The 19,982-nt window shown below is 37.6% G+C and carries 23 protein-coding genes and 2 tRNA genes; 14 read left to right on the top strand and 11 right to left on the bottom strand.

Going from position 1 to position 19,982, the window contains the following annotated elements:
* The first annotated feature begins 113 nt into the window (after positions 1–113).
* The 3 genes from ATC1_RS11800 (at position 114) to ATC1_RS14755 (ending at position 1,021) form a co-directional block, all read left to right on the top strand.
* Entirely contained in the window at positions 114–365 is a 252-nt protein-coding gene (locus tag ATC1_RS11800) for a hypothetical protein (RefSeq protein WP_062282340.1), read from the top strand.
* Between the two features lie 195 nt (positions 366–560).
* Positions 561–740, top strand: a complete 180-nt coding sequence (locus ATC1_RS14750) for a hypothetical protein (protein WP_152024311.1) — start codon at positions 561–563, stop codon at positions 738–740.
* A gap of 92 nt (positions 741–832) precedes the next feature.
* On the top strand, positions 833–1,021 hold the full coding sequence (locus tag ATC1_RS14755; RefSeq protein WP_152024312.1) for a hypothetical protein: 189 nt from the start codon (positions 833–835) through the stop codon (positions 1,019–1,021).
* An 85-nt stretch (positions 1,022–1,106) separates the two neighbouring features.
* Here ATC1_RS14755 and ATC1_RS11805 read toward each other — a convergent pair.
* The 6 genes from ATC1_RS11805 to ATC1_RS11830 form a co-directional block, all read right to left on the bottom strand.
* Positions 1,107–1,179 (bottom strand) — tRNA-Arg (locus ATC1_RS11805).
* A 58-nt stretch (positions 1,180–1,237) separates the two neighbouring features.
* On the bottom strand, positions 1,238–2,347 hold the full coding sequence (locus ATC1_RS11810; RefSeq protein ID WP_062282343.1) for a DUF362 domain-containing protein: 1,110 nt from the start codon (positions 2,345–2,347) through the stop codon (positions 1,238–1,240).
* A 39-nt stretch (positions 2,348–2,386) separates the two neighbouring features.
* A complete protein-coding gene (locus ATC1_RS11815) occupies positions 2,387–2,827 on the bottom strand; it encodes a hypothetical protein (protein ID WP_062282346.1) in 441 nt (146 codons plus the stop codon).
* 2 nt (positions 2,828–2,829) lie between these two features.
* On the bottom strand, positions 2,830–4,428 hold the full coding sequence (locus tag ATC1_RS11820; protein ID WP_062282349.1) for a hypothetical protein: 1,599 nt from the start codon (positions 4,426–4,428) through the stop codon (positions 2,830–2,832).
* 49 nt (positions 4,429–4,477) lie between these two features.
* On the bottom strand, positions 4,478–5,887 hold the full coding sequence (locus tag ATC1_RS11825) for a LysM peptidoglycan-binding domain-containing M23 family metallopeptidase (protein WP_172667783.1): 1,410 nt from the start codon (positions 5,885–5,887) through the stop codon (positions 4,478–4,480).
* A 211-nt stretch (positions 5,888–6,098) separates the two neighbouring features.
* Entirely contained in the window at positions 6,099–7,127 is a 1,029-nt protein-coding gene (locus tag ATC1_RS11830) for a tyrosine-type recombinase/integrase (protein ID WP_062282356.1), read from the bottom strand.
* A 142-nt stretch (positions 7,128–7,269) separates the two neighbouring features.
* Between ATC1_RS11830 and ATC1_RS11835 the strand changes: the two genes are divergently transcribed.
* From ATC1_RS11835 to pckA, 3 genes are all read left to right on the top strand, one after another.
* Positions 7,270–7,764: an Asp23/Gls24 family envelope stress response protein gene (locus tag ATC1_RS11835; RefSeq protein ID WP_062282360.1), complete on the top strand. Its 495-nt coding sequence runs from the start codon at positions 7,270–7,272 to the stop codon at positions 7,762–7,764.
* A gap of 6 nt (positions 7,765–7,770) precedes the next feature.
* Positions 7,771–8,325 (top strand): transcription antitermination factor NusB, encoded by a 555-nt coding sequence (gene nusB / locus ATC1_RS11840; protein WP_062282364.1) that lies wholly within the window; start codon positions 7,771–7,773, stop codon positions 8,323–8,325.
* Between the two features lie 243 nt (positions 8,326–8,568).
* On the top strand, positions 8,569–10,170 hold the full coding sequence (gene pckA / locus ATC1_RS11845; RefSeq protein WP_062282367.1) for a phosphoenolpyruvate carboxykinase (ATP): 1,602 nt from the start codon (positions 8,569–8,571) through the stop codon (positions 10,168–10,170).
* Between the two features lie 264 nt (positions 10,171–10,434).
* Here pckA and ATC1_RS11850 read toward each other — a convergent pair whose 3' ends face one another.
* From ATC1_RS11850 to radC, 5 genes are all read right to left on the bottom strand, one after another.
* Complete coding sequence (locus ATC1_RS11850; protein WP_172667784.1) at positions 10,435–11,040, bottom strand: GNAT family N-acetyltransferase; 606 nt, start codon at positions 11,038–11,040, stop codon at positions 10,435–10,437.
* 5 nt (positions 11,041–11,045) lie between these two features.
* Entirely contained in the window at positions 11,046–11,531 is a 486-nt protein-coding gene (locus ATC1_RS11855; protein WP_062282373.1) for a pyridoxamine 5'-phosphate oxidase family protein, read from the bottom strand.
* On the bottom strand, positions 11,528–11,944 hold the full coding sequence (locus ATC1_RS14940; RefSeq protein ID WP_172667785.1) for a prepilin peptidase: 417 nt from the start codon (positions 11,942–11,944) through the stop codon (positions 11,528–11,530). The genes ATC1_RS11855 and ATC1_RS14940 overlap by 4 nt, the downstream gene beginning before the upstream one ends.
* 354 nt (positions 11,945–12,298) lie before the next feature.
* Positions 12,299–12,370: transfer RNA gene (locus ATC1_RS11865), tRNA-Met, on the bottom strand.
* A gap of 788 nt (positions 12,371–13,158) precedes the next feature.
* Positions 13,159–13,866, bottom strand: coding sequence for a RadC family protein (gene radC, locus ATC1_RS11870; RefSeq protein ID WP_062282378.1), 708 nt, complete (start codon positions 13,864–13,866; stop codon positions 13,159–13,161).
* Positions 13,867–14,193: 327 nt separating this feature from the next.
* Between radC and ATC1_RS11875 the strand changes: the two genes are divergently transcribed.
* The 8 genes from ATC1_RS11875 (at position 14,194) to rpsR (ending at position 19,953) form a co-directional block, all read left to right on the top strand.
* The gene (locus ATC1_RS11875; protein ID WP_062282380.1) at positions 14,194–15,099 is read left to right on the top strand and encodes a DUF1385 domain-containing protein; all 906 of its coding nucleotides are present in this window, start codon (positions 14,194–14,196) and stop codon (positions 15,097–15,099) included.
* Positions 15,096–15,644: a helix-hairpin-helix domain-containing protein gene (locus tag ATC1_RS11880; protein ID WP_062282383.1), complete on the top strand. Its 549-nt coding sequence runs from the start codon at positions 15,096–15,098 to the stop codon at positions 15,642–15,644. Before ATC1_RS11875 ends, ATC1_RS11880 begins: the two co-directional genes overlap by 4 nt.
* Before the next feature lie 13 nt (positions 15,645–15,657).
* On the top strand, positions 15,658–16,110 hold the full coding sequence (locus tag ATC1_RS11885; RefSeq protein ID WP_062282386.1) for a GatB/YqeY domain-containing protein: 453 nt from the start codon (positions 15,658–15,660) through the stop codon (positions 16,108–16,110).
* Positions 16,103–18,268 (top strand): HD family phosphohydrolase, encoded by a 2,166-nt coding sequence (locus ATC1_RS11890; protein ID WP_062282389.1) that lies wholly within the window; start codon positions 16,103–16,105, stop codon positions 18,266–18,268. Before ATC1_RS11885 ends, ATC1_RS11890 begins: the two co-directional genes overlap by 8 nt.
* A 22-nt stretch (positions 18,269–18,290) precedes the next feature.
* Complete coding sequence (gene ybeY, locus ATC1_RS11895) at positions 18,291–18,761, top strand: rRNA maturation RNase YbeY (protein ID WP_062282391.1); 471 nt, start codon at positions 18,291–18,293, stop codon at positions 18,759–18,761.
* The gene (locus tag ATC1_RS11900) at positions 18,751–19,122 is read left to right on the top strand and encodes a diacylglycerol kinase family protein (protein WP_201777285.1); all 372 of its coding nucleotides are present in this window, start codon (positions 18,751–18,753) and stop codon (positions 19,120–19,122) included. The genes ybeY and ATC1_RS11900 overlap by 11 nt, the downstream gene beginning before the upstream one ends.
* A 222-nt stretch (positions 19,123–19,344) precedes the next feature.
* The gene (gene rpsF / locus ATC1_RS11905) at positions 19,345–19,632 is read left to right on the top strand and encodes a 30S ribosomal protein S6 (protein ID WP_062282398.1); all 288 of its coding nucleotides are present in this window, start codon (positions 19,345–19,347) and stop codon (positions 19,630–19,632) included.
* A 39-nt stretch (positions 19,633–19,671) separates the two neighbouring features.
* A complete protein-coding gene (gene rpsR, locus ATC1_RS11910; RefSeq protein ID WP_082174778.1) occupies positions 19,672–19,953 on the top strand; it encodes a 30S ribosomal protein S18 in 282 nt (93 codons plus the stop codon).
* The last annotated feature ends 29 nt before the right edge of the window (positions 19,954–19,982 follow it).

Here is a 19,982-nt window from a genome sequence, read left to right on the forward strand (position 1 = left end):
ATGATAAATGCCAGTCAATGTTATTTATCCAGATAATGAGCGCTCTCTCGATAATCCATTTATTTGTAGTTTCATTTCCAAATTTTACATTTTGGCAGGGGTAGGGGCAACCCTTGCTGTTGCCCGATGTCGATATGGTTCGTCATGGTCCATCCTGGGCAGGGACGGTCGGTATCCCGATGTATTATCTCTGGCATGACCTGTTTTGGGCAGGGACAAGCCCTGCCCCTACAAATTTTTTTATACAAATGGATAACCGATTTTTTGTAGGGGCAACCCTTGTGGCTGCCCGATGTCGATATGGTTCGTCATGGTCCATCCTGGGCAGGGACGGTCGGTTTCCCGATGTATTATCTCTGGCATGACCTATTTTGGGCAGGGACAAGCCCTGCCCCTACAAAATTTTTTATACAAATGGATAACCGATTTATTGTAGGGGCAACCCTTGTGGCTGCCCGATGTCGATATGGTTCGTCATGGTCCATCCTGGACAGGGACAAGCCCTGCCCCTACAAATTTTTTTATACAAATGGGTAACCGATTTTTTGTAGGGACAACCCTTGTGGTTGCCCGATATCGATATGGTTCGTCATGGTCCATCCTGGGCAGAGACGGTCGGTTTCCCGATGTATTATCTCTGGCATGACCTATTTTGGGCAGGGACAAACCCTGCCTCTACGATGAAATTGGATAACCGATTTTTTGTAGATGCAACCCTTGTGGTTGCCCGATATCGATAGGGTTCGTCATGGTCCATCCTGGACAGGGACAAGCCCTGCCCCTACAAATTTTTTTATACAAATGGGTAACCGATTTTTTGTAGGGGCCACCCTTGCGGTTGCCCGATGTCGATAAGGTTCTTCATGGTCCATCCTGGGCAGGGACGGTCGGTTTCCCGATGTATTATCTCTGGCATGACCTATTTTGGGCAGGGACAAGCCCTGCCCCTACAAATTTTTTTATACAAATGGATAACCGATTTTTTGTAGGGGCAACCCTTGCGGTTGCCCGATATCGATAAGGTTTGGGATGATCGTTTTTGTGTAGGGGCAACCCTTGTGGTTGCCCAATTGATTTGTTTCGTGAAGTTGTGTGTTTTGTTTGTGCGCCCCCAGCAGGACTCGAACCTGCAACCATCGGTTTAGAAGACCGGTGCTCTATCCATTGAGCCATGAGGGCAATTTCTATGGGACATTATGATATGCTCTTTGTCCCACAACGGAGGATATTATACCACTTATTTTACGATTACCAGCTCGTAATTTCTGGTTCCCAACCCGATCTTTTCAGCATGATCCAAACAAACTTTCCAATTTGTGTTGGGATGGGCGTTATGGAAATGGTCGTTGGATTTGCGATCCACATCATCAAGCCAGCTTCCAGGAATTATAGGCTGACGGTTGACCGCATCAGCACATGCCTGATCCAATGCTACCGGATCGAATGATGCGAACATGCCAACGTTGGGAACGATTTGTAAATCATTCTCGTCATGACAATCACAATTTGGAGAAACGTCCATGACCAGACTGATATGGAAATTCGGGCGATCTTTGACAACTGCATAAGCGTATTCGGCAATTTTACAGTTCAAAATATCATTCGATGAGTCTCCCTGCGGCGATATGGCATTGACAGGACAAATGGCGATACAGCGTCCGCAGCCGACACATTTTTGAAGGTTTATCGTTGACTTTTTATTGGTTACATTCGGAGCGTTGTGAGCACAAATTTTGACGCACTTCCCGCATCCGATGCATAAATCATGATTTACCATGGCTTTGCCGTTGCTGTGCATGTCCATTTTCCCCGCTCGTGAACCACAACCCATGCCAAGATTTTTCAGCGTTCCGCCAAATCCTGTTCCTTCATGACCCTTAAAATGCGTTAACGAGATGATGACATCCGCGTCCATGATGGCTGTGCCGATTTTCGCTTCTTTTACGTATTGGCCATCGATTGGAACAATCGTTTCATCGTTTCCTTTAAGACCATCTCCGATAATGATATGACATCCGGTACTTAATACTGAAAAGCCATTTTCATATGCAGTGTCCAGATGTACCAGTTCATCTTTTCGTCCGCCGACATACAATGTGTTGCAGTCGGTTAAATATGGTCTGCCTCCCAACTCTTTTACGACATCGGCTACTGTTTTGGCAAAATTCGGCCTCAGAAAAGCCAAATTTCCTGGTTCTCCAAAATGCATTTTTATCGCTGCGTATTTATGTGAAAAATCAATATTTCCGATTCCAGCGGTTTTCATCAATTTTATTAATTTCAGTTGGAGATTATTGACCATTGATTGAGTACGAAAATCCGAAAAATAGACTTTTGATTTTTCCATCGAAGGCTCCTTATTCGCGGGTTACTGAAATAATGTAAACTAAAGGGGTTTTATTCCTTTATAAATTCTCGGACCACTCAATGTTTTGAGGATAGTTTCTGGTGATCGGTTTATGATTTTACCGATTTCTTCTGCATTAAGCGGTTGATTCCCATTCGATAAGAAAAGACGAAAGACAGAATCGGTAAGGGTTCCATTAGGCGGTATGAAATTATCTTGTTTTGCACAATGGTTCATAAGAATATCCATCAATTGGTCGGTCTGAATGACTTCACCTGTTTTCGGATTGATCGAATCAATCATTTGATGACCTTTTGTCGTATCAAAAAACATGCGATGTTTTTCGCATAGATATCCAGAAAGCGAGATGTGCCAATTCTGATCATTTTCCATTAACCATTCAAAATCGATGTGGAACATGGTAGAAATCATAGGTCTTGAAAAAGACGACATTTTCTCAGAGATCTTTTGTTCAGTCATTCTTAAGCCTCATCTTCTGCTGCCTTAACATTCAGTTTGAAATTAAGATCATCTAACGCAACAAATTGATCATCATTCATTAAGATGTCGAGGAGTGGTTGGGGGGGGCACCGATGCATCATATTTAAGCCTGCATAGATTTCCTGAAAATGAACAATTCCCTGTGGATTCGAACGCGACAAATCTTTGAAGATATTGCCAATTAATCGCTGCAGGTTAATTCCATTCTTATTGTTTTGTTCCCAGACAATATCTAACTGCGGTGAATTTTCTATGAAAATGCACATCCGCTCATCAAATTTGGTGCTAATGGATTGATGTTTCGTTTCAAAATAAATCCTTCCTTTTTGATCAAACAATGCTGTCCGAATCCAATCTCTTGATGCTCGTGGAGGAATTAGTGAAACGATAACTTCATCGATCTTCTCGGTTTTTGAGATTCGAATAATACTTCCTGGTATTACGCTGTATTCACGGTACCAGGTTTTTAAACCGCAGACATATTTTTCGGGGATTATTACCCAGCCTGGAAAGGATTCCTTTGTTTTTGCGTCAATAAAATTGAAAATTACGCGATCTGTTTCTAACGCTGTCGGAAATATTGAATGGATTTTTTTTATAAGAGGAATTGTTCCGGCTTTCCAATGCGGATAATTAATGCACACATCAAAATAATCGATATCATCTTCTGGTGCGTCGTTGGACGTTGTGTCTAATTCGTCATGGATGCGCAATTGATCAAAGGAATAAGATGGCGATCCATGATTCTCAATATGAAAATCATCATAACATTTTAAGGTTAATGGGACCTTTCGAACGTCTTCCGGTTCTAATAATTTCAATGTCCATAACACGGTTCCGATTGGACCGACTTCGTCAAAACGATCATCTGAATGCAGCGCATAGTTAAATGAGAATTCGGTTAATTGATCGTTAGAATCAACCGGATATTCAATTAGCTCCAGAATTTTCTTTGTATGAACGGGCTTTCCTTCTTCCATTTCAAGGACTGCTTCCGCAAGATTTAGATATCCCGGGTTTATGTCAATCAGGAGCGCTTTGGGAAACCAATAATTTGCAATGGAAATTAGGCTGCCATTTTGAGAAAGAAGTTTTTGGATTTTTGCAGCGATTTTTTTTCCGTATTTTTTATAGACAGCTATCGGATCTGTAAGTGTTGAGGAATATAATGAGGAATAATCAAACGTGTTTAATGAATGATCTTCATATTCACTGACAAATTGCCGTACAGATCCATCTTCCATTTGAAAAGATGCGACCGAAAAGATTGGAATATCCGGATTATTTCCTTGACGGATCTCAATTACTTTCCCCTTAAGATTGTTTAGGAGAGGAAAAGTAACTTCTTCTCCGATCCTGTATTTTTCTTTCGGACGATAAAGTAGTCCTTGTGATTTTTCTTGTTTGGCAATTTCCTTTTTGTAAACTCTGATTTTCTCCTGAATGATCGCTTTTGCCAAATCGAATGGAGTCATTGGCATTTCTTTTTCGAAGAGAAAATCAAATACAAAATCCAGACATGATTCATCAAAGGACATATCATCCCAATTAATTTGAATTTGATTTGAATTTTCTGTCACTGATATAATCCCCTGCTTGTACTCTCACGTTGACACGAGAGAAAATTTTTTATGGAAATACTTTGCTTAGCCAAGTCATTGGATTTACATAGATTCCGTTGATCTTTATTTCAAAATGCAAATGAGGTCCAACGGATCTTCCTGTAGTTCCGATGATTCCAATTAAATCACCACGTTTAACATTTTGCCCCGGAGAAACAAGTATTTGAGATTGGTGAGAGTAAGTTGAATATACACCCCAACCGTGATCGATAATCGTGTGATTTCCATGAATTGGTAATTCCCCAGCGAATACTACCTGGCCGTCTGCAGCAGCATAAATATTTAAATTTTCTGCTGAACAAACAATGAAATCCACGCCTGTATGATAGTTGTTATAAGTACCATTATTGTAAGTCCTTCGAGTTCCGAATCCGGACGCCAGACAAGGTTCATCAACCGGATAAGAGAGCACATTGTCTCCCCATAGTTTTTGCAAGGAAGTCTGTTTGATGGATTCTAATGTCTGGCTTTCTGTCTGATTGGTGTTATCTTCAAGTGTTGCTGCATCAACACCCTCAACAACTTCATCGGTAAATGTGTTTTCACTGATAATAATTTTCTGATCAATTGCAAACGAATTTTGACTTGAATCAGATCCGGAAATCGAAAAGTTCGTCAAACCGGTTTTTGCCATTGCATCAATCCCAAAGAATGCATACCATTCAGATTGATTTCCATTGTCCTGGAAAAAATTTAATCCCTGATCTCCAATACTTCCTGTAAGAGACAAAGAATAAGGAGATTTAATATGGACAACATGTGTCTCGCCCTGTGTAACAGGTAGTTGTTTAATTTCTAATAAATCAATCAAGGGAGATATAAACCGGACTATTGTATTGGAATCCTCTTGGATATTGGCAAAAAGTAATTGTTTCTCCGCAATATCCCATGGACCATTCATGCGATTTACTTTTTGAAAGGTAGAAGGATTTTTAGAATGGATCATGGATTTTTCAATAAGTGTTTGGTTATGATCAAAAAAATCAATACTGGAGTATGTCTGATTGTCTTCATCACGGACCACCATCAAAGTGCTTCCGATGTACAACTCAGTAGGACTGGTGATTTGGTTTATGGCAATCAAATCACTTTCTTTCATTCCATTTAAAATACAAATATTGCTTACTGTTTCTCCAATTGTAAGTGTTTCTGTCGATAGAATTCCCGAAATGCCTTTTAATGATGGAATTTTAATCTTATCGCCGATTGAAATCGAATTCGCATCTACAATATCATTGATTTGGAGGATTGCATCAATCGATGTGGAAAAACGATCTGCAATCGTAGATAGAAAATCGCCTTCCTCAATGATATATTCAGGGTAGATATCATTTGATATATCGCGAAATCCGGCTGTACAAAAGCTCGCAAGAAAAACGAATAAAATCGATAAAAAGAAATGTTTTTTATTTTGCATAAACAACTTTATGAATTGTAACATAAAAATGAAGATCATTATGTCCCTGTGATTTGAATGGAGAAGTGCCTGTTGTCTTTATCACTTCAGCTATTCGAGTTAAAAACCAATCACAGTAATTCTCTGAAATATTTCGAAATCAGGCAAGCCCGGAACACGTCCGCTATGGATATTTATAACCAAAGAGTCCATTTTAAAAGCGAATTGATTATTAAGTTTCCTGACTTTCCTGATTATCAACGTCAAATATTTTTTTATAAACCGAATCCAACTCGTCATTTGCCAAGTGAGTATATCGTTGGGTGACAGCGATGTTGGTATGTCTCGCAAACTCCTGGGCAATTTTCAAATTACCGGTTTTCTTGAGCACACAAGTTACAAAATAATGACGAAAAGAGTGCGGTGTGATCGTACCGACAGCTTCTTTACCAAGACATTCTTCAACGCGCTGCGAAACGATCATTCTTCCTGTTTTTGTTGTGATGGGAAGAATATTTTTTCCTGCGCCTTTATCATGTCTGGCAAAAATTGGTAATACAGCTAATTGCCTGGACGAATTTCCGTCTAAATTCCCTCGAGTGTGCAAATAACTGCGCATAGCCAATATTGATCTTTCTGAAAATCGGATAACTGCTTGTTTGTTTCCTTTTCCTATAATAATAGCTTTTTTTTTAAACCAATCGATATCGCCTCGTCTAAGATTACATGCCTCATGAATCCTCAATCCAGTATCTGCTAATGTGATCAGAAAAGCACAGTCTCGTAAATTGATTAATGAATCCATTTCATTTTCACAGAGTTTAGAAGGCAGCTCAAGAGCGTAAGAGATTACTTTTTCAATATCCTCTTGCGGAAATTGGGGTAAACGGATACCAGGTTTCCGAATTCGCTGTCCGATCAGCTGCTTCACTTGGAATAGATTAATATCGATTAGGTTTTCAGCAGTTAAAAATTCAAGGAAATTTTTATAGACATTAATATACAGATTTTCTGTTGCAGAAGAATAATATTTCAAGTATTTTGCAAATTTTGCCGTAAATTCCTCAGTAATTTCTAACACTGACGATTCTGGAGAGATTTCGTTTTCTGCCAGCATTTCGCAGAAAACATTCATTCCATTTCGATAGGTCTTAAAAGTATTTTCACTGCGCGTAAGAGAAATATTTTCTAAAAATTTTTGAATACATTCCTGGATAGATGGTTTATCAGATTTTATCGTTCCTTGGCTTTGAAAGTTCATGTTTTCATTTTTCCTTCCTGATATTCAATAATTCTTTGTGTGCGATAAGAGTACTTATCGAACCCATAAAATTATATCATGATATGCCACCGCTTCATTATTCATTCAAATTTCGATTTAATATTCAAAAAAGGTGGAAAAAATGTTGATTATTTCGGCTATAAGTTTTCGTGAAACTAAAAAAGACAAAGAATCCTCTTCATATTATGAAATGCTGCTTTTTATAGCAAAAAATTTACAAATATTTTTTAAGAATAATTTATCCTTTATAATAGGAATCAAAGCTGGAAATAGAAAGGAAAATACTATGAGTGAAAAACCTCGTGTTGCTGGTTGTACGACAATTGCACCGGAAGTTATTGAAACGATTATTAAAATGACTGCCTGTGAAACAAAAGGTGTTAACCGCGTATTTGTAAGTCCTTCAAATTCAGGTGTAAAAATCAAAATTGAAGATAATATCGTTCACGCAGACGTTTATGTCATCCTTGATCACCGGCAAAATACATTGAAAGTTGGTAAGAAGTTACAAAATGATATTTCAAGAGCAATTTCTGAAACGGTTGGAATGGAACCTGGCTGCATCAATATTCATGTGGAAGATTTTGATTTTCCCACAACGGAAACGGTAAAATAACGAAATATGAGCATATTTGAAAATTTCGAAGGCATCGAGAGTCAAGATTCAATTATTCCTGAATCACAAAATAACCTCCAACCAGATGATGAAACTGTTCTATATAAAGAAGAAATAGAGGAAATTGAGTTAGATGAACGGACAAGAGCTCGAGGGATAGCCTTACAAGTCTTATTCGAGATGGATATGACCGATCATCCCATCAATATTATTTTAAAAGAAAGGCTTGATGCCGTTAAGTTGGAAGGTGGTTTACCGAAATTTGTAGAATCGATCGTATTAGGGGTTGCTCCTATCAGCCATGAAATCGATCGTTTTATTGCCAAGTATGCTACAGAATGGCCGATAGAACAAATTGCAGTCATTGACAGAAATATCATTCGAATAGCTGTTTGGGAATTTGCAATTTCTGAACATACTCCACTGAAAGTGGTAATCAATGAATCCGTTGAATTGGCAAAAGTTTTCGGTTCAGAAAGTTCACAAAGATTTGTTAACGGCGTTTTAGGTAGTCTGGCTGATCACCAAATTGATATTAAAACAGCTTTGGAAGAAATCTGATTCAAAATCGAATTATTTATACTGATAAAGTGATTATGCTTCTTCTTTTTAAGAAAGAAACATCTTCATAGTACCTATTATTGTAATTGTTCAGATTATTTAATTTCTTTTTTTACAATTTTTAGTATAATATTCTACTGTTGGAAATTGTCCTTTTGGCCATTTACCGTCAAAAGAAACAGCAAAAAGTACAATTCATGATTCAGGAACTCTTAAATTAAATTACACTTGGAGGTGTGCTGTATGGAAAATATCGGAATACCCGGCAAATACGGTTTAGAGAATTACGGTATCAAAAATGCCGGTAAAATCTATTGGAACGCTCAACCGGCCATTTTAATTGCTGAAGCTTTAAAACGAGGTGAAGGTGTTCTTTCTCCTGAAGGAGCCATTATGGCTTCCACTGGCGCTCACACAGGTCGTTCTCCGAAAGACAAATTCATCGTTGATAATGGAACTGAGGAAGAAAAAGGAATTGACTGGACCAGTGTAAATGTAAAAATTTCTCCTGAGAATTACGAGAAAATTTACCAAAAAATGTTGGGGTATGTTCAGGGTAAGGATTTATTTGTTGCAGATCTTGAAGCCGGTGCTGATGAGACCTATCGACTCCCGATCCGTGTTATCACAGAATACGCCTGGTCAAATCTCTTCGCCAATAATCTATTCTTAAGACCTGATTTATCCAAACGCCCTGATCAGATCCCAGGCTTTACTGTTATTTGTGTCCCTGGACTGGAAGCAATTAAGGGTGAAGATGGAACGAACAGCGGAACATTTATTATCGTCAACTTCCTGAAAAAGATTGTCCTTATCGGTGGATCCGCCTACGCGGGTGAAATTAAAAAATCGATCTTCTCTGTCATGAATTTCATTCTTCCGATGAAGGGTGTCATGACTATGCACTGCTCAGCCAATGTCGGAAAAGATGGCGATACTGCATTGTTCTTCGGACTTTCTGGTACTGGAAAAACTACATTATCCTCAGATCCGGAGCGTTTGTTAATCGGCGACGATGAACACGGTTGGAGTGACACAGGCATCTTTAATTTTGAAGGTGGCTGCTATGCGAAGATGATTAAATTAAGTCAGGAGCATGAACCGCTTATTTGGAATGCAGTGCATCGATTCTCTGCTGTTCTTGAAAATTGTGTTTATGATGAAATTAATCATGAAATTGATTTTGATGATGATTCCATTACAGAGAATACACGCGGCGCATATCCGATTAATTTCATCGATGGAATTGTCCCCGAAGGACATGCAGGACATCCGAAGAATGTATTTATGCTGACTGCTGATGCTTCCGGTGTTTTACCTCCCATTTCAAGACTGACACAAGAACAAGCGATGTATTACTTCATGTCCGGATACACTTCGAAATTGGCTGGAACAGAAACCGGAATTACAGAACCACAACCCAGTTTCTCAACCTGCTTTGGACAACCTTTCTTACCGCTCCATCCATCTGTTTATGCGGAGATGCTTGGCAAGAAAATCGCTGAACATGATTCTAAAGTATGGCTTCTTAATACTGGCTGGTCCGGTGGTCCTTATGGAGTAGGTTCCAGATTCAAACTGCCTTATACACGCGCATTTGTAAGAGCTGCATTAACGGGTGCATTTGATGCTGTCGAATTCGAAAAAGAACCCTTCTTTGGCCTTGAAATCCCGACTTCCTGCCCGGGTGTTCCTTCAGAAGTTCTAAATCCACGTGATACATGGGCTGATAAAGCAGCTTATGATGAAGCTGCCAAGAAGCTTGCTGCAGCGTTTGTAAAGAACTTTGCGAAATATGAAGCTCGAACTTCAAAAGCTATTATCGATGCAGGTCCAAAAGCCTAATTCAGATTAATGCTTAATTTTAAAAGAGTGTATCTCAAGTAAAAAGATGCACTCTTTTTTTTAATTTAAATAAGATTATTCCTGTTTTAAGCTCAAATTTGGTGATTTCAGGGCACTAATCCGATATGCTAACGGGTAAGCACATGGCAAATTGTCATTCCAAGTAAAGCACCAGCAGCCGACGAAGTAACCTCTTTTCGTGCTGTACCCTTTACACAATCGAAGCAGATAGATTCCAGGACACTAATGTGAGGGAAACAGGTATTATTTTGTCCTGTTGGCAATCAGAAATTCTGTATATTGTTTCAATATTCTTAAAATTTCATTATGATCAATTTGATGAATTGATCTGGGTAAAGCAGGATTCTCTGAAATTGGTCGAATATGTTTTACCATCCAGGTAACATCAACCCATTCACCAAATTTGTAACCTGAATTATGGAAAACGGCTTCGGTTTGGAAGCCCAGTTTTTCATGGAAATGAATACTTCCTTTATTATCATTGCTAATGATGCCATATAGATTTACCATTCCCTGTAAATCTAATATTTCAAATAAACTCTGGTACAAGGATATACCGATCCTCTGTTTATGAAATTCTTTAGTAATATAGACTGTCAGACTTGCATCCCATTGATATCCCATTCGTGAAAAAGCATGGCTTGCATAAGCATATCCAATAATTCTATTATTAATCAAACAAACGATCCATGGAAAAAACTGAGTAATATTCCGATAACGTTCAACAAATTCATTAAGCTCTGGAACAGTATATTCCATAGATATTTTGGATTGTGTAATGTACGGAGCATAAATTTCAAGTATATACGGCAGATCTTTTTCTTCAGCCAAGCGAATTTCAATATTCATAGGATTCATTGTATGTGTCTTTTCCCGCTAATATTTTCTACGATCAGTTTCAATATAACTACTTTTTGCAGCGCAGTGTTCAAATAAGGTTCAAATGCTTTACCTTTGCCAAACCGTCTCATAATTGAGTCCAGTCCAAATTTTTTTTCTTTTTCATCTGTGATTATTTCTACATATCCATCACCGATAACACTTTCATAGATCGTACTCCACTGACATGGGATTGTTGATTCCTGGTTCGCAAACCTATAAAATATATCAGTCTCGAACCCGATATGATTGTTTTTGTTGATTAATTCAATTTTTTTTCCGATGGATGATGAATGCATATAAAAGATAATCGAGGAGTTTTCATTTAAGAAATATGAAAAATGAATCGGTATGATATAAGGGAAATATTGATCATTAATGGCTATACGCAATACATTGGAACGATTTAATATCTCAACGATTTGTGATACTTCTTTTACTTCTCTATCGGCATGCCTCATTTTATTATCCTTTCATATATCGCCAATCCTACCAGGAAAAATGGAGATAAAGGGATTCTTGACTCCTTTTCTTTTCCTAAAAGCATTAATATTGCCGCATATAAACCTGAGATAATCAATCCAAAGGAAATTGAGTACAATCCACCATACCAACCAAGATTCATGCCGAGGCAGCTTCCATAAATAACGTCTCCAAATCCAAAACCAATTTCTTTTTTTTGTTCAGATCGGTTACTAATAATATAAACCAGATACAAAATAGCCGCTGTGGATAAAAATCCAATACTTTTTTCAGACCATTGCTGAGCTGTGTGAATCTGCAACAGGATTGTTATTATTAATGCGAAAAGCAGTTCAAAAGGAAGGAAGTAAGTCAGTATGTCAATATTGGAAAGAATAATCAATAACATCATCGTGAAAAATGCAAAATCTTTGATGCCGCCAGACCAAATATGATACGTTGCAATCAGGATAAGAAAATTGAACGGAATGATCCAAAAGTGTTTATGGCTTGTTTTAATAAATTGGATTTTGGATGTTGTTTTTCGAAATAAGCGAATTCGTAATCTTGATATGAGAATAATGAAGACAACAGAAATACTGACGTCAAGTATTGATAGAAGAAATGAATAAAATAACATTTTATTAAGATATTTGAAACGCGAAATTAAGAAAAAACCATTGCTTTTTCAGTATTGAACTTATACTGAAAACAACTTCCTGCCGCCACTCCATTAGATAACTCGGGGATTTTTTAATAAGAAAAGTGGCGAGGGTGAGAGTTGAACTCACGACAAAGGGCTTATGAGTCCCCTGCTCTGCCACTGAGCTACCTCGCCGTTAAGCGTATGAAATAATACTATGGAGAGATTATTTTGTCAATAAAATTCTAAAAAAAGTATTTTCTGTAAAAAGACACGTGAATTGAAAAAGTAAATGCAACTTGGGAAGATGAAAAAGGGGAATCCAGGTTGCACTAAGTCTGACAAAGAGGAGGTTGCATTTAATTCTACAAAAAGGTAGATCAATGTGAGACTCTCCCCTCTATGCAAATACTGTAGAAATAAAATACAGGTTGATAAGGAGGGCAGTCATGATAAGCTTTTTTGCGGTCAGCCCCCTTGGGCATGGCCTTTTCCAGCTGACGAATTATGACTGCGGAGGCTCTTTGTCAACCTGTATTTTATTCGGTCAATAGGGTTTTCTAGACCAATCTTTCAATACAATTTATGATGATAAGATTACTATATCCTTGATATGTTAAGCCATCCTAGTTCGTTAAATGGCAGAAGATCCAAGGATAGTCTAATTGAATTATTACTCGTAACAAGAGGTTGCATTTACTAATTCCGAAAAAATAAAACTTGTGAACCTTCTGTTTAATATACCTATTTTTAGCTAAGTAGTGATGTTTGTCAGTGTCATTTATCACGGCTTGTGGCTTATTCTTTGATAAATTTTCTTCCCGAATGTCAACTATTTTTCGTCCTAATTTGTCCTTGTTTCCTCAGTAGGCGCTTTGGTTGCATTTACTTTGTCAACTCACCCTGTAAAAAGACAAATTCAACGCAATCCCAAAAAAAAATATAAACGAATCAAACAGTAAAAAAGATCATAGATTGGGAAATTATACGTCTCCAATATCTTTTAAAATTGAATAATATTTTTTCGAGCCAATAATAATGTGATCGAGCATCTTTATTTCTAATAAGGATCCTGCTTGCTGAACACTTTTCGTTACAACGATATCTGCGGAACTTGGTTTCGGATCACCACTCGGATGATTATGGACCATAATGATTGCTGCGGCATTTCGGATAATCGGTTTTTGAAATACTTCAGAGATTCGAACTGGCGAATTGTTTAGTGAACCTTTGTAGAGCCGGTCAGTCGCAATTAATCGATGCCGTGTATCCAGATTTAATATCCAAAGTTCTTCATGATTAAATGTGCTCATCTCATAGTAAACGATATTATATACATCTTCTGCGGACTGTATCATCAGCTTGTCGTTTTCATCATGAATTACAGAAAATCTCCGGCCTAACTCCACCGCCGCACAAATTTGAGCTGCTTTTGCCAGCCCGATTCCTCGCAAATGACTTAATTCGTCCAGAGATACTTTTTTCAATCCATATAAACCTCCGATGGTTAACAGCATGCGTTTTGCCTGATCAATTACATTTTCATTTTTCATACCAGTTCTGAGGAGAATGGCGATTAATTCGTAATTTGATAAAGCTTCCGCTCCATTTTTTTGCATTCGCTCTCTGGGTCTTTCATCCGATTCCATATCTGCGATGCGATGGATAAAATTATTCCCTTCTGAAATCATTATTTCCTCATTCCTATTCAATCTGATCAATTCGAATATACTAATAATATATTAGCAATATTTATGTATTATTATTTTATATCATTAATAAATTATTTTTGAAATATATATTGTTCATTTTCTCTAAATATTAACGTTTTTCTAAAGTCAATCTTATGAAAACATTTTACGGATAGAAGTATGACTTGTTAATTTGTTTCATTTTGCAGAAAGCATACGCAAATATCAACAAATAACCTTTATGAATTTAGGATCGCAGTTTTTTTCGACCAGCAATGGTAATTCAACTGTTTTTCGTATATAATCCATAAATATGGAGAGAGAAAAATGTCAGAAAAAAAATTACCCTCATATGGGGGACAAGCGTTAATTGAAGGTGTCTTGATGAGAGGCAGCAATCATGTCGTAGCATCCATGAGAGCTCCAGACGGTCATATCGAAGTGATTCATGAGGAATTAGGCGGAATTTATAAAAGCTGGATAAAGAAAGTTCCTGTCTTACGAGGACTTCTGGTCTTATGGGATTCATTAGGTCTGGGAATGCGATTCTTAACAATGTCCGCAAACATTCAAACCGGTGAAGATGAAAAAATCGAAGGACCGCAAATGGTTTTAACGTTGCTGGCTTCCTTTGGTATTGCAATTCTATTTTTTTTCATAGCTCCAGCCTGGATTGCACAAATTATCGAAAACAAACTGAATTTGGCGCAATGGGTCAGTAACACATTTGAAGGATTGCTACGGTTGGCAGTTGTTGTTGCTTATATGGTTCTTGTTTCACGAATGGAAGAAATAAAGCGAGTCTTTCGATATCATGGCGCTGAACATAAAACCATTAACGCATTTGATCAGGGATTAGAAATTACAATCGAAAATGTCCGCGAACAATCACGTCTACATCCACGCTGCGGAACCGCTTTTATGGTTACGGTTGTCATAATTTCAATTGTCCTTTTTATTATAATCGGACCATTTACGAATACATTGGCAGCAAGATTAATCAGTCGAATTTTGTTAATCCCTGTCATTGCAGGTGTTTCCTATGAATATATTCAATGGAGTGCCCGTCATTTGAAAAATCCATTTGTAAAATTTCTTTATTATCCCAATTTGATGGTTCAAAAAATTACAACAGCAGATCCGGATGATTCAATGCTGGAATGTGCAATAAATTCTTTCAATATAATGATTGATTATGAAAACAGAAAGGAAGAGGATTTTGCCCTGAAATGAACAAGTGGTATCCAATTTTTATTGGAATAATCCTGGGTTTTCTTTTCAGCGGAATCATCCTGTTGATTTCTACTAAGCCTAAAGGAAAACCGATCATCATTAATAATAATACGACTCCCATCAGCATTCATTTTGAGGTTTATGGTGCAGTTAAAAAGCCAGGAGTCTATTCAGCAGCTTTGAGTATACGTGTTCAAGATGCTGTAGCTTTGGCAGGGGGATTAAAGGAAAATGCAGATCTCATTATGAGCAATCTTTCTGCCAAAGTATTTGATGGTGATCGGATTATAATACCGACAAAAACAATTTATGAAGCAACAATCACTCCCCAATTGCCTAAGAATACGATAAACATGATTCATTTAAATTCTGCAACAATTCAAGATCTGATGACTCTTCCTGGTATCGGTGAAACGAAAGCAAAAGAAATCATTCGTTTTCGTGAAGTGAATGGCAGTTTTGATGAGATAGCAGATTTATTGAATATTCCAGGCATCGGAGAAAAAACCATTGAGCAGTTTCTGGATAGAATAACGGTTGAATAGAGAAAGAGGTAATATGTCAATAAAAGCAGATTTGGAACAAGGATTGAAAGATGCGATGAAATCTCATGATGAGGATCGAAAAAGGGTATTTCGTATGGCACTTTCATCCATAAAATTTATCGAAAAGAATGAAAACAAAGAGTTGGATGATCAAGAATTGACAGCCATTCTTCAGAAAGAAATTAAAATTCGAAATGAAACAATGCAGGAAGCTCTGAAAAGCGATCGCGAAGAAATGGTTTCTCTGTTGAAAAATGAGATAGTTATACTTGAAGGATTTCTTCCTAAGCAGCTTTCAGTGGATGATCTTCAGGAAATTGTCAAATCCGCAATATTGGAAGCACAGGCAAAAAACGCAGCAGACATGGGAAAAGTTATGAAAATTGTCCTTCCAAAAGTAAAAGGAAGAGCGGCAAATGACGTTGTCAGTAAGCTTGTAAAGGATCTATTGGCAAGTAATGACTGAATCTGATAGTTCCACTTCGATAAGTAATAACTTGAAAGAGAAAAGGCGATGGCGCAATTTAATTTATATTGTCAGCGTATTGTTGACTTTTGCATTATTAACCATTCAAATTTCAGTTAGAAAATCAAGTTACAGCTTAAAGATTGGTGATGTCACCACACAGGATATATTAGCTCCCAGGACTGTCACCTATATCAGCGAAATCTTGACCGAACAGGCTCGGAAGGACGCAGAAGATATTGTCGGGAAAGTATACTTACCTGCCGATCCAACAATTTCACGAAATCAAAGTCAAAATCTGCGCAGTACGTTTCAATTTATTTCAACAGTTCGCGAAGATGAGTATGCATCTGAGCTGCAAAAGATTGAGGATATTAATAAGCTCGTTTATGTTCGACTTGATGAATCAACCATCAGGCAAATTTTGGATTTGAGCGAAACTGACTGGAATACTGTCCAAACAGAAAGCCAGCGCGTTCTTGAACAAGTTATGCAAAACTCAATTCGTGATACACAAGTCATTTCCAGAATTGAAAACATCCCCACTATGATCAATTATTATATCAATCCGCAGATTGCAGATTTGATTAACGGTATCACACGAAAATTTGTAGTGCCCAACAGTCTCTATAGTGAGGAATTAACTGAAAAAAATAAACAGGAAGCCAGAGATTCAGTCCAAGCCAGAGAGCGAACTTACGTTACGAATCAGACGATTGTCTCCCGAGGACAGATTATTACACCCCTTATCTTCGAAGCACTTGACGAAATGGGATTGGTTTACTCTGATAATAACCGTCAACGGATTACTGCAGCCGCTTGCCTGGTTTTCGGATTAGCATTATTTGCTCTGGTCTTCTTTCTCAATGACAGTTCTAAAGTGTTACGATTACGAGAGACACTATTACTGGCATTATTGTATTTGCTTTTTCTATTCTCTGCTCGTTTGATTATTCCAAATCGTGTCATACTGCCATACATCTTTCCTATTCAGGCGCTCGGATTAACGATTGCATGTCTAAGCGGAAATCGTTTAGGGATCATCTTTTCAATTATTATCAGCATTCTGGCGCCATATGATTTTACTGATGCAATTTGCTATACGACATTCTATATCGTCTCGTCAATTACCGGTATTCTCGTTCTGCGAAAGGGACGCCAGATATCTTCTTTCTTTCTGGCAGGACTGAGCTCTGGATTCATCGGTATTCCCATTATTTTAGCGTACCAGTTTACGAATAAAGCTACAGACGCCATCGGATTATTAACTCTATCGGCTGCTTCGATATTAAGCGGATTGTTTTCAGTTGGTATAACGCTTTTTTCACAGTACCTATTTTCCAGGTTTATTGGATTAGCTACATCACTCCAATTAATGGAAATCATTCGACCGGATTCACCACTTCTGCAGTATATATTGAGCACAGCGCCCGGAACTTATCAGCATTCGTTGATGGTAGCGAATTTATCTGAGCAAGCTGCTAAAGAAATTGGAGCTGATCCATTGCTTGTAAGAGCAGGCGCCATGTACCATGATGCAGGAAAAGCATTAAATCCATCCTTTTTCGTAGAAAATCAGGTATCTGGAAATTTGAATTTACATGACGATATTTCGCCGAAAGAAAGTGCCGCTTCTATCATTCAACATGTTCCGGATGGTGTCAATCTGATAAAAAAATATCGTTTACCTGAAAGAATCATCGATTTTGTCGAACAGCATCATGGTACCAATGTTACACGTTATCAGTTAAACCAGGCTATGAATAGCACGGATTCTGATCAAACAAATATATCAGATTTTACATACCCCGGTCCTAGTCCTCAATCCAAAGAAACTGCTTTGGTCATGTTGGCGGATACTTGTGAAGCACGTGCAAGAGCTGATAAACCGAAAAATGATGAGGAAATAAAAGATTTGGTGAAAAGCGTTTTTGATTATTACAGTACCAGCGGACAATTGGATTATGCGCCTTTAACACTGCAGGATCTGACAAAAATCAGAGAGTCTTTTATCAAAGTATTGAGGAACACATATCATCCTCGCGTTCGTTATCCGGATCAGCACACGAAATCCAAAAATGGATCACAAAAATTATCTATTAAGCAAAAAACAAATCCTGCACCAGAAGATGATTTTTTTGATTCTGTAGTTCAATAGTATTATGATGGAGTATCAACACATGGATATCGATAATCGTACAGATTTAATCGATTTCATCATTGACGAAAATCGATTGCATTCAATTTCCGAAAATATTCTTACGCATTATTTTGATACGATTCCTGAATTATCACTTTCTTTTATTACACCACGTGAAATCCAAGAATTAAATAAAACTTATCGAGGCTATGATGAGGTGACAGACGTTCTAACCTTCCCTTCCGATGGGGAGGTCGATCCCGAAACAGGGAAAGAATACCTTGGAGATATATTAATTTGTGTATCTCGTGCTTCTGAACAAGCGGCATCATCGAATCATCCGCTTCAAAATGAAATTGAGCTACTACTCATTCATGGGCTGCTTCATCTCTTAGGGTATGATCATAGTGATGAGTCACAAAAAGAAGAAATGTGGGCGCTTCAAAACGAGTATTTAGACTTATTCAATATAAACCTTGGCAGAAAGCCGGGAGAGGATCTTGGTTATTAATTCTCTAAAAACGATGTTCCTTTCTTTTCAACATGCCATTCAAGGAATTATTAACTGTTTTCTTCAGGAAAGAAATTTTAAAATTCACATAACAGTTTCCATAATTGTCTTTTTTTTCAATTTCTTTCTAAAAATCAGTATTCTCGAATGGTGTATCATTCTTCTTTGTATCGGATTTGTTCTCGCTGCTGAACTTTTTAATTCTGCAATTGAACGAACGATTGATCTGAAGACGCTACACTATCACCCGCTGGCAAAATCCGGAAAAGATATGGCTGCAGGTGCAGTATTGATTTCAGCATTCATCAGCAGTTTAATCGGATTATTAATTTATGTACCAAAGCTGCTCTTATTACTCTGAGATTTTTCAGGCAATCTTTTATGAGATACCAGTCAAAATTTCAATGACTCGAAATTTTGACTGGTATCGCGAAGTAATTGACAATATTTCAGGATTTCGACTCCAAATTCAGCATAAAAAAAAATAATATGATAAAATCTTATCGTTTGTATTGCCAACAGGCAATCTTTCCATTCTCGGCATTTGTCCTGAGAATAATCCCAAGGAAAGGAGGAAAAAGCAATGCGTAAGTATGAAGTTCTCTTTATTGCTAATCCTGATATCGATGAAGATTCCCTAAACGGTGTTATCGAAAAAATCAGTGGTTGGATTCAAGCCAGCGGCGGCGTTGTAGAGAAAGTCGAAAACTGGGGTAAAAAACGTTTAACCTATCGAATCCAGAAGCAACGTGACGGACAATATGTATTGATTACCGCAAATATGGAACCGTCAGCAACAAAAGAATTATCTAATAACCTTCGATTCGTTGAAAGTATTATTCGTTCAATGATTACTTTGGTTGAGGAATAAATATTTGTTCCGTTTATTATTCGGAATCAGGAGTTTGAAATGAGTGAAGAAATGAATAATGAGCAAGAACACAAAGGTCCGCGCAAATTTATAGCTCGACCCAAAGTATGTCAATTTTGCTCTGATAAAAACATAAAAATTGATTATAAAAATACTGACTTGCTTCGTCGTTTTGTCACGGAGGAAGGCAGAATTCGGCCTCGCCGCCAAACTGGAACTTGCGCAAAACATCAGCGTGCAGTTGCAGTTGCAGTGAAACGCGCCCGATATATCGCATTATTACCATTCACATCTGAGCCATATCAGGATGTAATTCGGTAATTTTCAAAATTATTGAATAAAATAGGGCA

The sequence above is a fragment of the Flexilinea flocculi genome, from assembly GCF_001192795.1.
Lineage (GTDB): Bacteria > Chloroflexota > Anaerolineae > Anaerolineales > Anaerolineaceae > Flexilinea > Flexilinea flocculi.